The 17,954-nt window shown below is 63.6% G+C and carries 14 protein-coding genes and 1 other RNA gene; 6 read left to right on the top strand and 9 right to left on the bottom strand.

Going from position 1 to position 17,954, the window contains the following annotated elements:
• The first annotated feature begins 6 nt into the window (after nucleotides 1-6).
• The gene (locus NYR97_RS19325; RefSeq protein ID WP_205391512.1) at nucleotides 7-339 is read left to right on the top strand and encodes a flagellar protein FlgN; all 333 of its coding nucleotides are present in this window, start codon (nucleotides 7-9) and stop codon (nucleotides 337-339) included.
• Between the two features lie 167 nt (nucleotides 340-506).
• Entirely contained in the window at nucleotides 507-1,733 is a 1,227-nt protein-coding gene (locus tag NYR97_RS19330; protein ID WP_268211637.1) for an ATP-binding protein, read from the top strand.
• Nucleotides 1,734-1,874: 141 nt separating this feature from the next.
• Here the strand turns inward: NYR97_RS19330 and NYR97_RS19335 are convergent, their stop codons facing one another.
• On the bottom strand, nucleotides 1,875-3,596 hold the full coding sequence (locus NYR97_RS19335) for an EAL domain-containing protein (protein ID WP_006450200.1): 1,722 nt from the start codon (nucleotides 3,594-3,596) through the stop codon (nucleotides 1,875-1,877).
• 3 nt (nucleotides 3,597-3,599) lie between these two features.
• Nucleotides 3,600-5,693 carry a sensor histidine kinase gene (locus tag NYR97_RS19340; RefSeq protein WP_316695310.1) on the bottom strand — a complete coding sequence of 698 codons (2,094 nt, stop codon included), beginning with the start codon at nucleotides 5,691-5,693 and terminating at the stop codon, nucleotides 3,600-3,602.
• A gap of 157 nt (nucleotides 5,694-5,850) precedes the next feature.
• Here NYR97_RS19340 and NYR97_RS19345 point away from each other — a divergent pair, with 157 nt between their 5' ends.
• Entirely contained in the window at nucleotides 5,851-8,637 is a 2,787-nt protein-coding gene (locus tag NYR97_RS19345; protein ID WP_316695311.1) for a bifunctional diguanylate cyclase/phosphodiesterase, read from the top strand.
• A gap of 102 nt (nucleotides 8,638-8,739) precedes the next feature.
• Nucleotides 8,740-8,816: non-coding RNA, sX9 sRNA (locus NYR97_RS19350), on the top strand.
• Nucleotides 8,817-9,819: 1,003 nt separating this feature from the next.
• On the opposite strand, the gene NYR97_RS19355 is transcribed toward NYR97_RS19350, so the two are convergent.
• From NYR97_RS19355 to NYR97_RS19375, 5 genes are all read right to left on the bottom strand, one after another.
• Entirely contained in the window at nucleotides 9,820-10,104 is a 285-nt protein-coding gene (locus NYR97_RS19355) for a hypothetical protein (protein WP_316695312.1), read from the bottom strand.
• 83 nt (nucleotides 10,105-10,187) lie between these two features.
• Complete coding sequence (locus NYR97_RS19360; protein WP_316698365.1) at nucleotides 10,188-11,465, bottom strand: methyl-accepting chemotaxis protein; 1,278 nt, start codon at nucleotides 11,463-11,465, stop codon at nucleotides 10,188-10,190.
• Between the two features lie 61 nt (nucleotides 11,466-11,526).
• Nucleotides 11,527-12,141 (bottom strand): high frequency lysogenization protein HflD, encoded by a 615-nt coding sequence (gene hflD, locus NYR97_RS19365; RefSeq protein ID WP_205391507.1) that lies wholly within the window; start codon nucleotides 12,139-12,141, stop codon nucleotides 11,527-11,529.
• On the bottom strand, nucleotides 12,141-13,277 hold the full coding sequence (gene mnmA, locus NYR97_RS19370; protein WP_316695313.1) for a tRNA 2-thiouridine(34) synthase MnmA: 1,137 nt from the start codon (nucleotides 13,275-13,277) through the stop codon (nucleotides 12,141-12,143). The genes hflD and mnmA overlap by 1 nt, the downstream gene beginning before the upstream one ends.
• A complete protein-coding gene (locus NYR97_RS19375) occupies nucleotides 13,274-13,732 on the bottom strand; it encodes an NUDIX hydrolase (protein ID WP_205391506.1) in 459 nt (152 codons plus the stop codon). The genes mnmA and NYR97_RS19375 overlap by 4 nt, the downstream gene beginning before the upstream one ends.
• A 261-nt stretch (nucleotides 13,733-13,993) precedes the next feature.
• Here NYR97_RS19375 and clpS point away from each other — a divergent pair, with 261 nt between their 5' ends.
• Together clpS and clpA are read left to right on the top strand one after the other, a co-directional pair.
• The gene (gene clpS, locus NYR97_RS19380) at nucleotides 13,994-14,314 is read left to right on the top strand and encodes an ATP-dependent Clp protease adapter ClpS (RefSeq protein ID WP_043889778.1); all 321 of its coding nucleotides are present in this window, start codon (nucleotides 13,994-13,996) and stop codon (nucleotides 14,312-14,314) included.
• 142 nt (nucleotides 14,315-14,456) lie between these two features.
• On the top strand, nucleotides 14,457-16,739 hold the full coding sequence (clpA, locus tag NYR97_RS19385) for an ATP-dependent Clp protease ATP-binding subunit ClpA (RefSeq protein WP_115038957.1): 2,283 nt from the start codon (nucleotides 14,457-14,459) through the stop codon (nucleotides 16,737-16,739).
• A 147-nt stretch (nucleotides 16,740-16,886) separates the two neighbouring features.
• On the opposite strand, the gene infA is transcribed toward clpA, so the two are convergent.
• Both infA and aat read right to left on the bottom strand, forming a co-directional pair.
• The gene (infA, locus tag NYR97_RS19390) at nucleotides 16,887-17,105 is read right to left on the bottom strand and encodes a translation initiation factor IF-1 (RefSeq protein WP_002813418.1); all 219 of its coding nucleotides are present in this window, start codon (nucleotides 17,103-17,105) and stop codon (nucleotides 16,887-16,889) included.
• Between the two features lie 78 nt (nucleotides 17,106-17,183).
• Nucleotides 17,184-17,933 carry a leucyl/phenylalanyl-tRNA--protein transferase gene (aat, locus tag NYR97_RS19395; protein WP_316695314.1) on the bottom strand — a complete coding sequence of 250 codons (750 nt, stop codon included), beginning with the start codon at nucleotides 17,931-17,933 and terminating at the stop codon, nucleotides 17,184-17,186.
• Between the last annotated feature and the right edge of the window lie 21 nt (nucleotides 17,934-17,954).

Raw genomic sequence — 17,954 nt, forward strand, 5'->3', positions numbered from 1 at the left:
GAAAGGATGAACGTGAACGAGTTCCTGCAACGTCTCAGCGACGCGCTGGCCGGCGAACGCCAGGCATTACTCGAGAACGACATCGATGGGTTGATGCGGCATACGCAAGACAAGCTCTCGGCACTGCGCGCGCTCGAAGCGCGAATGCCAGAAGGCGAAGAAGTGCGTCTGCGCGAACTGGCCGAAGCCAATCGCGCCAACGGCGCGCTGCTGGCACGCCGGCGTCGCGAAGTGAACTGGGCGCTGCGTCACCTGGGCCGCACCGAGAGTGCACCGTCCTATGACGCCAAGGGCCAATCGAGCGTGCTGCGCGGCGGACGTTCGCTGGCAGTGGCTTAAACCCAAGTCACGTTGCATAGAGAGCATGCGCGTGCTGTCCGGCGCACACCCGTGACGCAATCGATCTGCTCGGGCGATCTGCTCGACTTGTCAGAGCGTGGCCTTGCGCAATACGGCACGTGAGCGGTTGGGCGTATATTGACGCGTCTTCTACGCCGCCTCTTCCCGTGACTGCCAAGTTTTTTCTCAATCAGACCCTATTGCCATCTTCGGACATGCTGCGCGCCTTCGGCGATCAGATGCTCGAGGGCGTATTGCTGTTCCGCGCAGACGGGCAGCTGATTCTGGCCAACGCCATCGCGCGCCAAAGCCTGTGCAAGGAAGACCCCGACGACGATCGCAATCTCGGCGAGCGGATCTCGCAGGTCTTGCCGTCCGATGCGCTCAATCAGGCGCGTAGCAAGGGCACCTGGACCGGCAGCCTGCCGGTCGGCGACCGCGTGGTCATCGCGCATCTGTACTACAACGAAGAGCAGGGCGTCGGGCACTTTCTAGCGTTGTTCCACAACATCGAAGGCCAGCAGGATTACGAGCGCGAGCTGCAACAGCGCCACGCAGAATTGCGCCAGGCCTACCTGCGCTTGAACGGTGCGCAGGACAAACTGCTGCAATCGGAAAAGATGGCCTCCATCGGCCAGCTCGCCGCGGGCGTGGCGCACGAAATCAATAATCCGATCGGTTACGTGCACTCCAACCTGGGCAGCCTGCAGGAATATCTGCGCAGCCTGTTCACGCTGATCGAAGCCTACGAGCGCGCGCTGCAGGCGCCGGATCCGAAGGCGCTGATTCCCGAAATCGACGAGATCCGCAACCGCGCCGACATCGACTTCATCAGTCGCGATCTGCCGCAGTTGATGGCCGAATCGCGCGAAGGCATCGAACGGGTGACCCGCATCGTGCGCGACCTCAAGGACTTTTCGTATTCGGACCGTTCCGAGTCGTGGAAGATGGTGGACCTGCACGCCGGCCTCGAATCGACGATCAACATCATCTGGAACGAGCTCAAGTACAAGGTGACGCTTGAGCGCAATTACGCCGAGCTGCCCTTGGTGGAGTGCCTGCCGTCCGAGCTCAATCAGGTCTACATGAACATGCTGCTCAACGCCGGCCAGGCGATTGTCGAGCGCGGCACGATCACCGTCACCACCGGCCGCGACGAGGCCGAAAACGTCTGGATCCAGTTCCAGGACACCGGCGCCGGCATCGCCCCGGACCTGATGCAACGCATCTTCGACCCGTTCTTCACCACCAAACCGGTCGGCAGCGGCACTGGTCTGGGCCTGTCGATTTCCTACGGCATCATCAACAAGCACCACGGCCGTATCGACGTCGAAAGCACACCGGGGCAGGGCGCGAGTTTTCGCATCGTGTTGCCGGTGCGGCAGCCGCGGTAGCGCTTCGCGCTGGGATTGGGGAATCGGGAGTAGGGAATCGGTAGAGCGGCGTGCGCTGGCGCTTTGGTTTTGAGGCACGACTTTGCACGCGGAGAATCAGGCGGTAGAGATCTGCTCTACCGATTCTCCATTCCCGATTCCCTATTCCCGGCCGTTACGCAGCTCATCGTGCGTGCGGAAGGCCTGACGAATGTGCTCGCGCAGTTCGTCGTCGTTCCAGGGTTTGGTCAGGAAGCGGTAGATCGCACCGCGGTTGATCGCCTCGGTCACGGTGGCCAGATCCGTGTAGCCGGAGAGCACCAGACGCACGGTGTCGGGGTAGAGCATCTTGACCCGGCCCAGGAACTCGGTGCCGCTCATGTCGCTCATGCGTTGGTCAGAAAGGATCACCTGCACGTCGTTGGTGGCGAGCAGGTCGAAGGCATCGCGGACATTGCCGGCGGCCAGGATCCGGTAGCCGTCGCGGCGGAACAACCGCACCAGCGAGCGCAGCACGTTTTCTTCGTCGTCCAGCAACAACAGCGTGCGGTCGGGGCGGCTTTCGGCAAACGATTCCGGGCGCAGATAGCGGCGACGTAACGCCATGCCGGCCGACTCGGCCGACATCGGTTCGCCGAACAGATAACCCTGGAAGATGTCGCAATCGTTGCGACGCAGAAAGCCCAGCTGCGCCTGCGATTCCACCCCGTTGGCGATCACCGTCATGCCGAGCTGGTGGCCCATCGCGATGATCGCGCGCGCAATCGCCGCCTCGCGGCTGCCGGCCGGTGCGCTCTTGATGAAGCTGCGATCGATCTTGAGTCGATCCACCGGATACCGCACCAGCGCGCTCAGGCTGGAATCGCCGGTGCCGAAGTTATCCAGACTCAGGCTGATGCCTTCGTTGCGCAGGTTGGCCATCGTCTCGTGGACGAAGTTGACGTTGTTGGTCAACGCGCTTTCGTTGATCTCCAACGTGACGAATTGCGCCGGCACGCCGGCGGTCTGCAACATGCCCATGACCTCGTTGAAGAAGCCCGGGCGCAGCAACTGCAGCGTGGACACATTCACCGCAATGCTGAAGTCGTCGAACCCCTGGTCGCGCCACAGACGCGCCTGGCGCACCGCGTTCTGCAGCACCCATTCGCCGATCTGCACGATCACGCCCAGGCGCTCGGCGGTGCGCATGAAACGCTCCGGCACCAGCATGCCCAGCGTCGGCGACTGCCAACGCAGCAAAGCCTCCATGCCCACGATGCGGCCATCGCGCGCGCTCACCAGCGGCTGATAGCGCAGACGCAGCTCGCCATGCGGAATCGCATCCACGATCTGCCGCGCGATGATGCTTTCGCTATGCGCACTGGTGGTCGAGTTGCGCGTGTACAGCCGCACCGTGTTGCCGCCTTCGCGCGCAGCCTGGTAGCTGGCTTCCTCGGCGTAATCGAGCAGGATCGACAGCGAGCTCGAGTGTTCCGGGCACAGGCTGATGCCGACCTTGCCGGTCATGAACAAGGTGTACGGCAATACCGATAACGGCAATTCCAGCTGCTGGCGGATCTCTTCGGCGAAATCTTCCGGCAATGGGGTGTCTTCGCGACGCACCGCCACCACCACCATTTCATCGCTGCCGTGACGCCACAACTTGCCGCGCGCGCCAAGGAAATCCTGCAGCCGGCGCGCGACCAGCGTCAGCGCCTGATCGCCGACCTCGGCACTCATGTTCTCGTTGATCGAGGCAAAGTGATCGATATCGATATGGAACACCATCAACGGCGGGCCGCCGGATGCGGCAGCGTCCACCAGATGCAGCAGTTCGGGATTGCCTGCACCCAGGCGTGTGGGTTTGACGATTTCCAATCCAGGCGGAATAACCGGGCTCCACATGACTCAACGTCCACCATCGTCGTGGACGGACTCGCCGACCGGGTGATAGGGCAGGCGCAACGTCACGCGCGTGCCTGCTCCGGGGGCTGATTCTATCGCGAGCGCGCCGCCGACGGTTTGCGCACGCTCACGCATCACGATCAGCCCGAGACCGCGCGGGCCTTCGGGTTCGAAGCCATCGCCGTCATCGCTCACTTCCAGGCGAAAGCTCTGGCTGTCGATCGTCTGCAGGCTCATGCGCACTTCGCCCGCGCAGGCATGCCGCAACGCATTGGTCAGGCTTTCCTGCGCGATGCGAAAACACGCCTGTTCGATTTCGTTGCCGGGGCGTACGTCCAGGGCCTGGATATCCAGTTCCAGATGCACCTGCGAGGCGCGGAACAACATCGACGCCTGCCAGCGCAGCGCCGCTTCCAGACCCAGTGCATCGAGTTGTGGCGGGCGCAACAGCATCGACAGATTGCGCAGCTTGGTCACCGTGCTGTCGGCCAGCGACACCACCTCGAGCAGATCCTCGCGACGCGCGGCCGGGTCCAGCTCGTCCAGCGCCGCATGCGCAGACAGTTTCATCGCAGTGATCGCCTGGCCGATATCGTCGTGCAGATCGCGCGAGATCGCGCGGCGCTCGTCTTCCTGCAACGAGAACAAGCGCTTGGCCATCGCCTGCAGTTCGGCATTGCTTTCGGCCAGGGCGTCGCGCATACGCTCGGGCTCGCTCAAATCGCGCACCACCAGCAACTTGCAGGCGCGCCCGCCGTAGCGGATATCGCCAGCCGACAGGCCGGCATAAAAGGTGCTGCCATCGCGACGGCGCATCGCCCGTGCGCTGGACACCGGCTCATTGCGGTCGCTGCCTGCGCGCAGATACTCGCGCACGATCGGCAGATCGTGCTCGCCGACCAGCGTCTGCAACGGTTCACCCAGAATGGTCTCGCCCTGGAAGCCGAACTGCGCCGAGCCTGCCGCATTGGCATACATCACGTGCTCGTCGGCCAGGATCAGCACACCATCGGGCAGCACACGCACCAGCTCGCGGAACTGCTCCTCGCGCTCGCGCAGCAGGCGCCGCGATTGTTCGCGCTCGCTCACATCCTGCAGCGTGCCGTGGATATGGCGTGCGCCGCTCGTCGTGGTGACGCTCTCGGCACGCAGGTGCACGGTGCGCGGCTGCGAGTCGCCGCCAGTGAGCGGTAGCAGCACATCGATCTGCACCTGCCCACCGGTGCACATGTCTTCGATCATCCGTTCGATGCGTGCCTGGGTGGCGGTATCCGAGGCGGTCAGCAATTCTTCCAGTCGATGTTCGCGGCGATGCATCGGCACGCTGCGGCCCAGCAACCGATACACCGCCGGCGAATAACGGCCCAGACCGGTTGCGCGATCCAGCTGCCACGAGCCCAGCCGCGCGATGCCTTGCGCTTCTTCCAGCCGCTCAAGCGCTTCGTCGCGCAGATGCTGCGCCTGGCGCTCCTCGCTGCGGTCCACGGTGACCACCAGGCGGGCAGGGCCGCTGGCCAGATGCAGCTGATTGCTGCGGATCTCGACATGGCGCGGGCCGCTGCGGGTCAGCAGATCCTCGTGCAGGGTGCAGGTGTCGTCGCCCTTGGCACGGATCTGGGTGATGATTTCTTCCAGGCGCGCGCCATCGGCGTTGGGCCAGATCGCCTGCAGCGTCTGCTGCAGAAACTCGTCGCGCTCCCAGCCAAAGAATTCCAGCGCGGCCGGGTTGGCATCCAGGATGCGCAGCGTGGCCAGGTCGTAGATTAGGGCCGGGCTGGGCAGGGCCAGGAACTTGGCCTGCAGCAGTGCCTCGGACTGCGCCAGCTGGGCGTGCTCTTCCACGATCAGCGCCACAAAGCGGCGCAGCACCAGATGGATCACGATGCTCGACACCACCAGAAAGCTCGCATCCGACCAGCGCTCCGGCATGGCGGCGCCGGCCAGGTGCAGCAGCCGGTTGCCCAGCAGCAGCCACACCACACCGGTCAGCAGATACAGCCCTGTCAGCGTCCACAGACCCTGTTGCAGGCGTTCGGCGAGGCGAAGTCGGGAGACGGGGGCGGACGAAAATGCGGGCGCGGCAACGGGATCAGGCATGGGTCCGCGAACGACCTTTGGAGCGGCGATGCAGCCATCTTAGCCGTAACTCGGCCCGGTTCGGTCGTGCCGCAAACAGGCACCTCAACTAATCGGCAAAACGGCCGTTATCCATTGCGACTCCGAGGCAGGGGTCGATTCTTCGGAGTGTTCCAGAGTGGACTCAGGCGTCATTGCAAGCATGCTGCAGCACCCGTTGACCTCAGCGGTGGTGTTGTTGGATGCGCATGGTCAGCCTCTGGCGGCCAACCGCGTTGCGCAGTCGCTTGGATTGCCGGCAACCCTTGGTGCCTATGCCGAAGTTCTGGAAAGCAGCCGGGCCCAGGTGGCCGATAACGGCGGCATGGCGGCCTGCGTGCTGCCGGGCACCGGCGGCGGGCGTCTGGAAGGTTGGTTGCGCGCAGTCTGCGACGAACACGGCCAGGTGATGGCCTTCACCCTGAGCATTCCCGAGCCGGTGGGCGCCGATGGCACCAGCCGTTGGGAAATGGGTCTGGACAGCGCCGATCACGGTTTGTGGGACTGGGATATTCCTGCCGACGTGGTGTACCGCTCGGAGCGCTGGACCCGCATGCTCGGTTACTCCGAGCAGCCGCTGCCGAACAATCTCACTGCCTTGTCCGGGTTGATTCACCCCGACGACCACGCGCTGGTCAGCGCCGCCGTACAGGCGCACCTGGATGGGCGCACCGATACCTATGTGGCCGAATTCCGCTTGCGTCAGAGCGACGGCCAGTGGCGCTGGATCCTCGATCGCGGCCGCGTGGTCTCGCGGACCGCCGACGGCCGCCCACTGCGCATGGTCGGCACGCATACCGACGTGCATCACCACAAATTGCTCGAGCAGCAGCTGCGCGAGCAGCAGGCCCAGCTCGAAGATGCCCAGCGTATCGCCAGCATGGGTAGCTGGAGCTTGGACACGCTCAAAGCCGCGTTGTGGGTCTCGCCCGATTTCCTGCAGCAGCTGGGCATGACCCAGGTACGGCTGCAGAGCATTCGCGACATCCTGCGTGTGCTCGGCCGGCCCTCGATTGCGCAGCTGCGCAGCGCCTGGCGCAAGATCAAGCACGAAGGCATGCCGATGCATTTCGAGCTGGAAATCAATGGCCTTGCCGGCATCAATCCGCATCATCTGCGGGTGTGGGCACAGCCGGTCTTCGATGGCGACGGCACCATGGTGCGCCTGCTCGGCCAGTTGCAGAACGTCACCGAGCAACGCCAGACCGACGCGTTGATCCGCTGGCGCACCGAGCTGCTCAATCGTGTCTCCGCGCTGGGCAAGATCGGCGGCTGCGAGATCGAGGTCGATACCCGGCGCATGCAGTGGACCGAAGAGTGCTATCGCATCCATGGCCTGCGCAAGGAAAACATCACCCTGGAGCAGGCGCTGTCGCTGTACACCCAGGATTCGCGCGACGCCTTCGAAGCGGCGCTGTTGCGTATTTCCGATGGCGGCCTGCCCGAGCAGCTGGAGCTGTGTTTCTACCGCAACTCCGGCCAGCGTGTGTGGGTGCAGGTACTGATCGAACTGGACCGCCGCGAAGGCCTGCCGCCGCGTTTTGTCGCCTTGTTCCGCGATGTCACCCGCGAACGCGAAGCCAACGAGCGCATCGAGCTGCTGGCGCACTACGACCGTCTGACCGGCTTGCCGAACCGCTTTCTGCTGCGCGAGCAGGCAGAGAACGCGATTCGCGAAGCGCACGAGCGCGGTCAGGTGCTGGCGATGCTGCTGATCGATCTGGATGGCTTCAAGAGCATCAACGATTCGTTCGGCCATGCCACCGGCGACAACCTGCTCAAGCTGGCGTCTTCGCGCCTGCATCAGCATTTGCGCAACAGCGATCTGTTCGGGCGCTTCAGCGACGACGAGTTCATCGTGCTGCTGCGCGATCTGGGCGAGCCGGAAGATGCCGGCCACGTGGCGCGCAAGTTGATCAGCGCGCTGGGCGAGCCGCTGCGCAAGGACCACGTCACCCTCAAGCTCGGTGCCAGCATCGGGATTGCGCTGCAGGGCGATGGCCTGTCGGATTTCGATAGCCTGCTGCGCGCCGCCGATGCGGCGATGTATGCGGCCAAGGAATCCGGCCGCAACACCTTCCATTACTACAGCCAGGACGTGCTGCTGCGTGCGCAGCGCCGCCTGGAGCTGGAGCACGCGCTGCAGGGCGCGCTCGAGCGCGAAGAATTCACGCTGGTCTACCAGCCGCTGGTCAACACGGTCGGCGATACCTCGCCGGCGATCGAAGCGCTGATGCGCTGGAATCGTCCTGGCCATGGCCCCTGCAGCCCGGTCGAGTTCATTCCGATCGCCGAGGAATGCGGCGAAATCGTGCGCCTGGGCGAATGGGTGATCGGCGAAGCCTGCCGCCAGGCGGTGGTCTGGGACCGCGCCGGGCTCAATTTCAGCCGCATTGCGGTCAATGTCTCTGCGGTGCAGCTGCGCGAGCGCGGCTTTGCCGAGCGTGTGCTGGAAATCTGCCGCGACAACGGCTGGTCGCCGTCGCGGCTTGAGCTGGAACTGACCGAGTCCGCATTGATCCGCGATTCGGATTCGCTGCGCCGCTGCTTCGAGCTGTTCGAGCAGAACGGCGTGCTGCTGGCGGTGGACGATTTCGGTACCGGCTTTTCGAACCTGCACTATCTCAACCGTTTCCCGGTGCAGCGCCTGAAGATCGACCGCAGCTTCGTGCAAGGCATGCTCGACGACGCCAACACCGCCGAAGTCACCCAGGCCATCGTGCATCTGGGCCATGCGCTGGGTATGCAGGTGGTGGCCGAAGGTGTGGAAACGGTGCAGGAAGACGCGCTGCTGCGCCTGCAGGGTTGCGACGAGATCCAGGGTTACTTCTACTCACGCCCATTGTCGCCGCGCGACATGGCGCAGTGGCTGCGCGAAGCCGAAGCCGGCATGCGGCTCGGTGCGCGTCTGGTCATCGCCAACTGACCCAGTGCGTGGCATCGCCTGCATTTAGAGCGGCTAACAAAACTACCGTGGAGTAGCCGGGCGGATGCAGTCGGTGCTTGGCATGTACTAATCGTGCTTGGCATATACCACTCATGCACTCCGGTTCGTCCGCGGTTTCCACGCCCATCCTGACGACTGCTCGCTACGTTGTGTCAGCTGCTGCTAGTCAATCGAGGGCGCGATGCTCTCACGCGATGCTCTCACCAGCGCCACGCAGCAAATCCCAGCCGCGCAATCTAACCACTCTTCACGACAAGCGAGCTATCGCGTCGTAGCGTCGTTTAGCTAAAGTCAAAAGTTGAGTCAGTCGAGGGCGCGGCGCCCTCACCGCTTGCGGGACACGCCGCAAGTACGTCCATGTAGGCTCGGTGGCGGCATCCATGCCGCCACACGGTCCCGCAAGCGGTGAGGACACCGCACCAGGACGTTGATCGGTGGCCCAGGTAAAAGCATTCCAGATGCTCGACTTGCGTTGGGAAGAGGGCAGAACGCACTGTTATACGAACAACGCGCTAATGCACTGCTCGCAACCATGCACACCGACCATCTCCACTGGTCCTTGCCCGCCCACCGTCGCAGGACCTTACGCGGCATGGATGCCGCGTAAGAGCCTACACGGACGTACTTGCGGCGTGTCCTGCGATGGTGGGTGGGCAAGGGCCCTGCAGCCAAACCAAAGACCAGCCGCTCTACGACCGATCTATCCGCAGTCTCCAAAGACGTGAAGACAACGGAGATGTCGAGTCATAGGAAGCAGCGCTTAGATGCAAACAAACGCTTGGTCAATCGAGGGCCCTGCATCCAAGCCGCAGATCAGCCGCTCTGCAACAACACAGTGCGAGCGTCTAATACCCCCAAGAAAACCGAGATCTCACGGCCTTTTATCGCGAGCAAGCACCCAGCTCGCAAGCGCACTCGCGCGCAAGAGGTGTCGTGCCACATCGTTCCCATGACATCGCATCGATCGAAGCGTCAAGTTGCGTTGTGTCGCAGAAGTCGCAGAGCAGGCGGGCAGGGGAGACGTCACCCTGATGCTGCAATCGAAAGGTGCTGCGTGGTTCAGAGCCAGGCTTGTCGGCACCGCCTAACCAATCATCGATAACTCAGGCAGTCACGACAACCAGCGGGGCGCCTGCCGAGGCACGCCCCGCCGTTTCGACATCAGCGTCCGGACACGCTGACCGCAGCACCGTCCAGGCCCAGATCCCAGGCCACGGTGGCGAACAGCAATTCTTCTTCGCTGCTGCTACGGCGCGGATGGATCAATGCCTGCACCTCCGCACGTGCCGCACATTCCAGCTGTTCCAACGCAGCCGGCATGCGCACGCGTCGCGGCGTGGGCCGGGCAGCATCGCTCTGCGCGATGCGCTCGGCCTGTGCGGCCGCCACGACCGCTGATTCCAGCACGGCGGTGGGTACATCGAGGGTCGGGGTGAGAAGCGTCATGAGCGGAACACCAGGTCGTTGCGGAACGACAAATCCCCGGAAGGCCGGGGAATGTCGGGGTCAGATGGTGCGTGGCATCGGTCTTAGAACAACTCGACCGTGCCGGCACCCATGCCTTGCTGTGCCACCGGCTTGTGCGGCGGGCGTTCCCACTCCACACGCATGTCGCGCAGGCGGTTGGACACCTTGGCCAGCGCGGCGACCAGATCGCTGTCGTACACGCCGCCATTGCGATGCAGCAGTTCCTGCAGCGCCACCGCTTCACGGTTGATCGCGGTGAGGCGATCGAGGTGCGTGTGGATCCCGCTCAGCGTCTGCGTGGCGATGTCCTCGAACTGCAGGGCACGCACCGCTTCGGCCACGCTACCGTCGATGGAGCGTGCGCACTCGGAAATTTCGCGCATGCCATCGCCCAACGAGGCGTTGATCTGAGCGACATTCTCCAGCATCGCCGCCGATTCATGGCGGGCTTCGCGGGAGCGGTCCATGTGGCGCGAGGCCAGCTGCGAGACCGTTTCACGCACCTTGGAGATCGATTCCTTGGAGCTGTGCGCCAGCTTGCGGATCTGTTCGTTGAAGGTGGTGGAACGCTCTGACAGGTTGCGCACCTCGTCGGCGACCACCGCGAAGCCGCGACCGGCTTCACCGGCACGTGCTGCTTCGATGGCGGCGTTCAAGGCCAGCAGGTTGGTCTGGTCGGCGATCGACTTGACGTCTTCCAGCAGCGCGAAGATGCCATCCAGGTGCTGCGCCATCTCATCGATGTGATGCACCGTGTTGGTACTCTGGCCGCTCACCTGTTCCAGCGCTTCCACCAATTGCTCCATGCGGGAACTGGCGTGCTGGGCGAAGCGGGCGACATCGACGCCGGCGCTGCCATCGTCACCGGCACGGTCGACGATGCGGGCCAGTGCCTGGCTTTGCTGGCGCGACTTGCGGTTCATCGCTTCGAAGCTGCCACCCAGACCTGACACGGCCTGGCGGATCAGTTCGCGGGCACGCTCGACTTCCGAGCGCGAACCGTCGACTTCGTTGCTGACGAACGTACGCAGTTCGTTGAGCAGTTGGTCCTGCTCGCGCAGGATGCGGGTCTGGTCAGGATTGCGCCGGAACTGGGAATACGTCACCCAGGCAGCGAAAACCAACCAACTAAGGGTCATGGTCGCCAGGATCGCCCAGCGCACCGAAGCGGGCCAGTCGAATCCGACAGCGAAGGGAAACAGCAAGGTCAGAGCCAAAGGGGCGGCTAGACGGATCAGTGGACGTGAATACATGGGCGTTCTCGGCAGAGTCACGGTTGCTGTATCGGCCGTACCCCCTTTGTCTTTAGCGACGATCGCCACATCGTCTCGCCCATTCAACCGCTGTTGACGCGCGCCAGCGGCCGCTAGCGCATGCGTCAAAGCATGTTTGTCGCGGAACTCAACGCAGCGCGCGGTCCACCGCTTCGAGCATTGCGCGCTTGGCAAACAAGAAATCCCACAGGCTGCCACCCATCTGGCGCCACAACACCGCCGAGCGGACCGCTGCCAGCAGCAAGGCGCGGATTTCCGCCACCACGCCGGCCTGGCCCAGGTAATGCGGGTTGCCTTGCACCATGACCTTGGGGCGCAGATGGCTGATGGTTTGCGCATACAACCCGCCCAGCGTACTCAGCACGTCGGGGTGGCCGCTGTCGCCCAGGGTCTGTGCCTGGCGCGCCGCAGCCTCGATCCCGTTGGACACGGTGGTGACGGTGGCGGTGTCGCGCACGAAGCGGCGCTCCAGCTGCAGCACCGCCAGCGCCAGCCGCGGCAGTACCTCGTCCTGGCCCTGATTGCGGAAATAGTTGTGCAGCAGCCGCAGGCCTGGCGCCAGGTCGGTTGGCGAGCCGTACACGGCCTCCGGCGAGGAGGCATCCACCCGGAACACGCTGTCCATGGCGGTGCGCACCGTCGCCGCTTCCGAATGCCCGGTTTCGGCAATCCGCCGTACCTGCTGCAAGGCCTGCGCGACGCCGGCCAGCGCCAGCACACGGTGATCCATGGAAGAACTCATCAAGCCACTACCTCAGGTAAAAAAGAAGATCCCGCCAATTGGCGTTCCATCGGTGCATCGGTGGCCGCAATCACTGCGCCCCCCAAGCATTCTTCGCCGTCGTACAGCACCAGCGATTGCCCCGGCGTCACCGCACGCTGCGGCCGCTCGAAACGCACCTGCACGCTGCCATCGTCCTGCACCTCCACCGTGCACGGTTCATCGGGCTGCCGGTAACGCGTCTGTGCGGTGCAACTGAAGCTGCGCGCCGGCGGTGCCCCGGTGACCCAATGGGCCTGCTCGGACTGTAGCCAGTGCGATTGCAGCAGCGGGCTGTCGCGGTCCTGATCGACGTACAACACGTTGCTCGCCACATCCTTGCCCACCACGTACCAGGGCGCTGCAGCACGCCCACGCACGCCGCCGATGTTCAGGCCTTCGCGCTGACCCAGGGTGAAGTAGAACACCCCCGGATGTTCGGCGATGCGCTGCCCCTGCGGGTCGCGGATCTCGCCGGTGCGCGCGGGCAGATAACGGCCCAGGAACTCGCGAAAGTCGCGCTCGCCGATGAAGCAGATGCCGGTGGAATCCTTCTTGGCATGCGTCGGCAGACTGGCGTCCTGGGCGATCCGGCGCAGCGTACTTTTTTCCAGATCGCCGATCGGAAACAACGTCGCCGCCAGCTGGGTCTGCCCCAGTTGATGCAGAAAATAGCTCTGATCCTTGCCGCGGTCGGCACCACGCAACAGGCGCCACCGCCCGCCGCTATGCGCAACCCGCGCGTAGTGACCGGTGGCGATGCGTTCGGCGCCCAGCGCCTGGGCCGCATCCAGGAAATGCTTGAACTTCACTTCGCGGTTGCACAGCACGTCCGGATTGGGCGTACGTCCGGCTGCGTATTCGGCCAGAAAATGCTCGAACACGCCGCCCCAGTACTCGCTGGAAAAATCGCGGAAGTGGAACGGAATACCGAGCACCCCGCACACCGCCACCGCATCGCGGCGATCATCCTCGGCGCGGCAATCGCCGCTGCCGTCATCGGCCCAGTTCTGCATGAACAGCCCGGCGATCAACTCGCCTTGCTGGGCAAGCCGCCAGGCTGCCACCGACGAATCCACGCCACCTGACACGCCAACGATGATGCGCGGCGTGCTCATGCGACGTGCTGCACCAACGACAGCGGATAGCGCTGGCCGGCCAGGTAATCTTTCACGACCTCCCACACCAGCGGGCTGCGCAGCCGGGCGGCCGAGCTGCGCAGTTCTTCCGGCGTCATCCATAGGGCGCGTACCACACCGGTATCCAGGCTGCGCTCGGGGTGATGGGTCAGCGCATCGGCGACGAAGGCAAAGCGCAGAAAACACTGGCCGCTTGGCGCCACCCACTGGTAGGTGCCGATGAACTGGGTCAGCTGCACATCCCAGCCGGTCTCTTCCAGGGTTTCGCGCACCGCAGCATCCAGCAGACTTTCGTTCGGCTCCAGATGCCCGGCCGGCTGATTCAGCAGCAGGCGTCCGCCGATGGTTTCCTCCACCTGCAAAAAGCGCCCGTCGCGCACCACCACAGTGGCGACGGTGACATCCGGGTGCCAGCGTTCTAGGGGGGTGTTCATCGATATTGGTTCCGGTCGATGGAAAACCGGCACGCGGCATCCGCGCTCGCCACGACCACAGCCCGGCCTACAGCTCGGCTCGAACGATCCTGCGTACCAAGCGGCGGCACGGATCGTTGCGTAGTGGAGACGCACGACGGTGCCAGCGGCAGCGCGGTCACGGAATCGGTCATCAAGGGCAGCCAGGGAATCGGAGACAAATTGTGCGGGCCGCAGCGCAAATCGTCCAATGCGCACAACGATGAACCGTATAATGGCCACATGCCTCGTAATACTACGCACGAACACGATCACGGCCTGATGGTCGAAGCCAGCAAGCCTGAAGTGGCGCCACCGCCGCGTTATCAGGTGCTTCTGCTGAACGATGACTACACCCCGATGGACTTCGTGGTGACCGTTCTGGAGCAGTTCTTCAACCTGAGCCTGGAGCAGGCGACCCAGGTCATGCTGCATGTCCATACGCGCGGGCGCGGTGTCTGCGGGGTCTACAGCCGCGAGGTCGCCGAGTCCAAAGTCGCGCAGGTCAACGAGTTTTCGCGGATGAACCAGCACCCGCTGCTGTGCACGATGGAGCAGACCTGAGTTCGGTCAGGGATCATCCCAGCAGCGCAACACTGTGGCTGCAATCACATGCTAACGCCGTCTGAACATACCTATCCGATAGGGTTGTGGTAAATCCCAACAAAAGCCGCATATTGTTGGCAACAGCCGTTCGGAGTTACCAATGTTCAGCAAAGACCTAGAGCAAACCATCGGCCAGTGCTACAAGCGAGCACGCGAGGCGCGTCATGAGTTCATGACTGTCGAGCACCTGCTGCTCTCGCTGCTGGACAACCCGTCCGCCCAGGCAGTGCTCAAGGCCTGCGGTGCGGACCAGGTGCGTTTGCACAACGACCTGGAGCAGGCGATCGAGGCCTCGGTCTCGCGTCTGGCAGAAGACGATGGCCGCGATACGCAGCCGACCCTTGGCTTCCAGCGGGTGTTGCAGCGCGCTGTTTATCACGTGCAGTCCTCGGGTAAGAAGGAGGTCACCGGCGCCAACGTGCTGGTCGCGATCTTCGGCGAAAAGGACTCGCACGCGGTGTATTTCCTGAATCAGCAGGACATCACCCGCCTGGACATCGTCAATTACCTCTCGCACGGCATTGCCAAGCTCGGAGAAGACGGCGAGCAGCCGTCCGCGTCCGACGGCGAGCCCAAGAGCGAAGGTGGGGAAGGCGAGGCCAAGGGCGATGCGCTGGCCGAGTTCGCCACCAACCTCAACGAGCAGGCCCGCAACGGCAAGATCGACCCGCTGGTCGGCCGTGCCGACGAAATCGAGCGCACCATCCAGGTGCTGTGCCGCCGGCGCAAGAACAACCCGCTGTACGTGGGCGAGGCCGGCGTGGGCAAGACCGCGATCGCCGAAGGCCTGGCCAAGCGCATCGTCGACAACGACGTGCCAGAGGTACTCGCCGAGGCGGTGATCTTCTCGCTCGACCTGGGCGCGCTGGTGGCCGGCACCAAATACCGCGGCGACTTCGAAAAGCGTCTGAAGGGCGTGCTCGCGGCGCTGAAGAAGGTGCCCAATGCGGTGCTGTTCATCGACGAAATCCACACCATCATCGGTGCGGGCTCTGCGTCGGGCGGCACCATGGATGCGTCCAATCTGATCAAGCCGGCGCTGTCATCGGGCGAGCTGCGTTGCATCGGTTCGACCACGTTCCAGGAATACCGCGGCATCTTCGAAAAAGACCGTGCGCTGGCGCGTCGCTTCCAGAAGATCGACATCGTCGAGCCGACCGTGGGTGAGACCTTCGAAATCCTGCAGGGCCTCAAGCCCAAGTATGAAGCGCACCACGGCGTGACCTACGCCGACGACGCGCTTCAGGCCGCCGTAGATCTGTCGGTCAAGCACATCGGCGACCGCTTGCTGCCCGACAAGGCGATCGACGTGATCGATGAGGCCGGTGCGCGTCAGCGCCTGCTGCCGGAAGGCAAGCGCAAGGAGTTGATCGATATCGAGGAGATCGAGACCATCGTCGCCAAGATGGCGCGGATTCCGGCCAAGCAGGTCAGCGCGACCGACAAGGACGTGCTGCAGCATCTGGAGCGCAACCTGAAGATGGTGATCTTCGGGCAGAATCCGGCGATCGAGACGCTGGCCGGCTCGATCAAGCTCGCGCGTTCGGGCCTGGCCAATCCGGAAAAGCCGATCGGCAACTTCCTGTTTGCCGGCCCCACCGGCGTGGGCAAGACCGAAGTGACCAAGCAGCTTGCGCTGCAGCTGGGCATCGAGCTGGTGCGCTTCGATATGTCCGAGTACATGGAAGCGCATTCGATCAGCCGTCTGATCGGCGCGCCTCCGGGCTATGTCGGTTTCGACCAGGGCGGCCTGCTGACCGAGAAGGTCGTCAAGACACCGCATTGCGTGCTGCTGCTGGACGAGGTGGAGAAGGCGCATCCGGACATCTTCAACATCCTGTTGCAGGTCATGGATCGCGGCATCCTCACCGACACCAACGGCCGCGAGGCGAACTTCAAGAACGTGATCCTGGTGATGACGACCAATGCCGGTGCCACGCAGGCATCGCGGCGCTCGATCGGCTTTACCAAGCAGGATCATTCCACCGATGCGATGGAGTCGATCCGTCGTGGCTTTACGCCTGAGTTCCGCAACCGCCTGGACGCGATCGTGCAGTTCCAGCCGCTGGGCTTCGACCACATCCTGCGGGTGGTGGACAAGTTCATCATCGAACTGGAAATGCTGTTGCAGGAAAAGCACGTCTCGCTGTCGGCAACCCCGACCGCGCGCGACTGGCTGGCCCAGCATGGTTTCGATCCGCTGATGGGTGCACGCCCGATGTCGCGCGTGATCCAGGAGAAGATCAAGCGCCCGCTGGCCGACGAGTTGTTGTTCGGCAAGTTGATCGCCGGTGGCCGGGTCAACATCGACGTCAAGGATGGCGAGCTGGTGGTGGAAGCGCATCCGGAACCGGAGCGTCTGCTGCCGGCGACAGTCGACTGATCGCTTTGCGGTCTTGAAACGAAAAGCCGCTCATTCGAGCGGCTTTTTTATGCCTGCGGCATTCCACAGAAATGCGTGCTCGCACACAAATCGCAGGCACGACAAAAAGCGGCCAGTGGCCGCCTCGCGTCTCAGCACCAGAACCGCTTACTTCATGCGGTAGGTAATACGACCCTTGGTCAGGTCGTAGGGAGTCATCTCAACTTTGACCCGGTCGCCGGTCAGGATGCGGATGTAGTTCTTGCGCATACGGCCGGAGATATGGGCGATGATTTCATGCCCGTTTTCCAGCTTGACCCGGAACGTGGTGTTGGGGAGCGTCTCGCTGACGCTGCCTTCGAATTCAATGGAATCGTCTTTCGACATGTAATCCTGTGCAATCACGGTTGGCCCGGAGGGCCGTAAGGGACAGCATTTTACGCTCCATCGCCCAGGGGTGCAAATTTATGTTAAGCGGACGTCAGCGAGCGCGCTGGCAGGCCGCTCGCCGTAGCGCTCAGACCAGTTGCCTGGCAGCGCAGGTTGGGTGACCTGTCGCCGCACCTGCTGCAGGAACTGCGCGCGTGGCAGGCGTTGCGCGCCCAGCCGCATCAGGTGCGGATTTTCCACCTGCGCATCGATCAGCGGCCATCCGCAGCCATGCAGATACTCAGCGAGCGCTGCCAGCGCTACCTTCGAGCCGCCGCTTTCGGCGCTGAACATGCTTTCGCCGAAAAACATCTGGCCGATCGCCACGCCGTAGATGCCGCCAATCAAGCGCGCACCATCGAACACTTCCAGCGAGTGCGCGTGGCCCAGGCGGTGCAGTGCGATGTAGGCCTGCTGCATTGGCGTGGTGATCCAGGTGCCGTTCTGCCCTGCGCGCGGTACCGATGCGCAAGCGTCGATCACCTGCGCAAAGGCAGTGTCGGCACGCACGGTCCAGGTGCTGTTGCGCAGCTCGCGCCGAAAGCGCGAGGACAGATGCACGGCATCGGTACGGAAGACCGTGCGCGGATCCGGGCTCCACCACAGGATCGGCTGGTCGTCGGAGAACCACGGGAATACACCGTGCGCATATGCGTTGAGCAACCGCTGCGGCGACAGATCGCCGCCGAGTGCGAGCAAGCCGTCCGGTTCGCGCAAGGCGTGTTCGACCGGCGGAAACGGCGCGGCAGGATCGGCGTCAAGCAGGTAGGGAAGGGGGCGCGACATGCGGGGAGTTTAGAGCCTGCC

The sequence above is a fragment of the Xanthomonas hydrangeae genome (genome assembly GCF_032697525.1).
GTDB lineage: Bacteria > Pseudomonadota > Gammaproteobacteria > Xanthomonadales > Xanthomonadaceae > Xanthomonas > Xanthomonas hydrangeae.

What these genes read in the sequence shown, in the direction of transcription:
- NYR97_RS19325 (WP_205391512.1), top strand. Translation starts at nt 7, where the DNA reads ATGAACGTGAACGAGTTCCTGCAACGTCTCAGCGACGCGCTGGCCGGC.
- NYR97_RS19335 (WP_006450200.1), bottom strand. Translation starts at nt 3,596, where the DNA reads ATGTGGAGCCCGGTTATTCCGCCTGGATTGGAAATCGTCAAACCCACA.
- NYR97_RS19340 (WP_316695310.1), bottom strand. Translation starts at nt 5,693, where the DNA reads ATGCCTGATCCCGTTGCCGCGCCCGCATTTTCGTCCGCCCCCGTCTCC.
- NYR97_RS19355 (WP_316695312.1), bottom strand. Translation starts at nt 10,104, where the DNA reads ATGACGCTTCTCACCCCGACCCTCGATGTACCCACCGCCGTGCTGGAA.
- hflD (WP_205391507.1), bottom strand. Translation starts at nt 12,141, where the DNA reads ATGAGTTCTTCCATGGATCACCGTGTGCTGGCGCTGGCCGGCGTCGCG.
- mnmA (WP_316695313.1), bottom strand. Translation starts at nt 13,277, where the DNA reads ATGAGCACGCCGCGCATCATCGTTGGCGTGTCAGGTGGCGTGGATTCG.
- NYR97_RS19375 (WP_205391506.1), bottom strand. Translation starts at nt 13,732, where the DNA reads ATGAACACCCCCCTAGAACGCTGGCACCCGGATGTCACCGTCGCCACT.
- clpS (WP_043889778.1), top strand. Translation starts at nt 13,994, where the DNA reads ATGCCTCGTAATACTACGCACGAACACGATCACGGCCTGATGGTCGAA.
- clpA (WP_115038957.1), top strand. Translation starts at nt 14,457, where the DNA reads ATGTTCAGCAAAGACCTAGAGCAAACCATCGGCCAGTGCTACAAGCGA.
- infA (WP_002813418.1), bottom strand. Translation starts at nt 17,105, where the DNA reads ATGTCGAAAGACGATTCCATTGAATTCGAAGGCAGCGTCAGCGAGACG.
- aat (WP_316695314.1), bottom strand. Translation starts at nt 17,933, where the DNA reads ATGTCGCGCCCCCTTCCCTACCTGCTTGACGCCGATCCTGCCGCGCCG.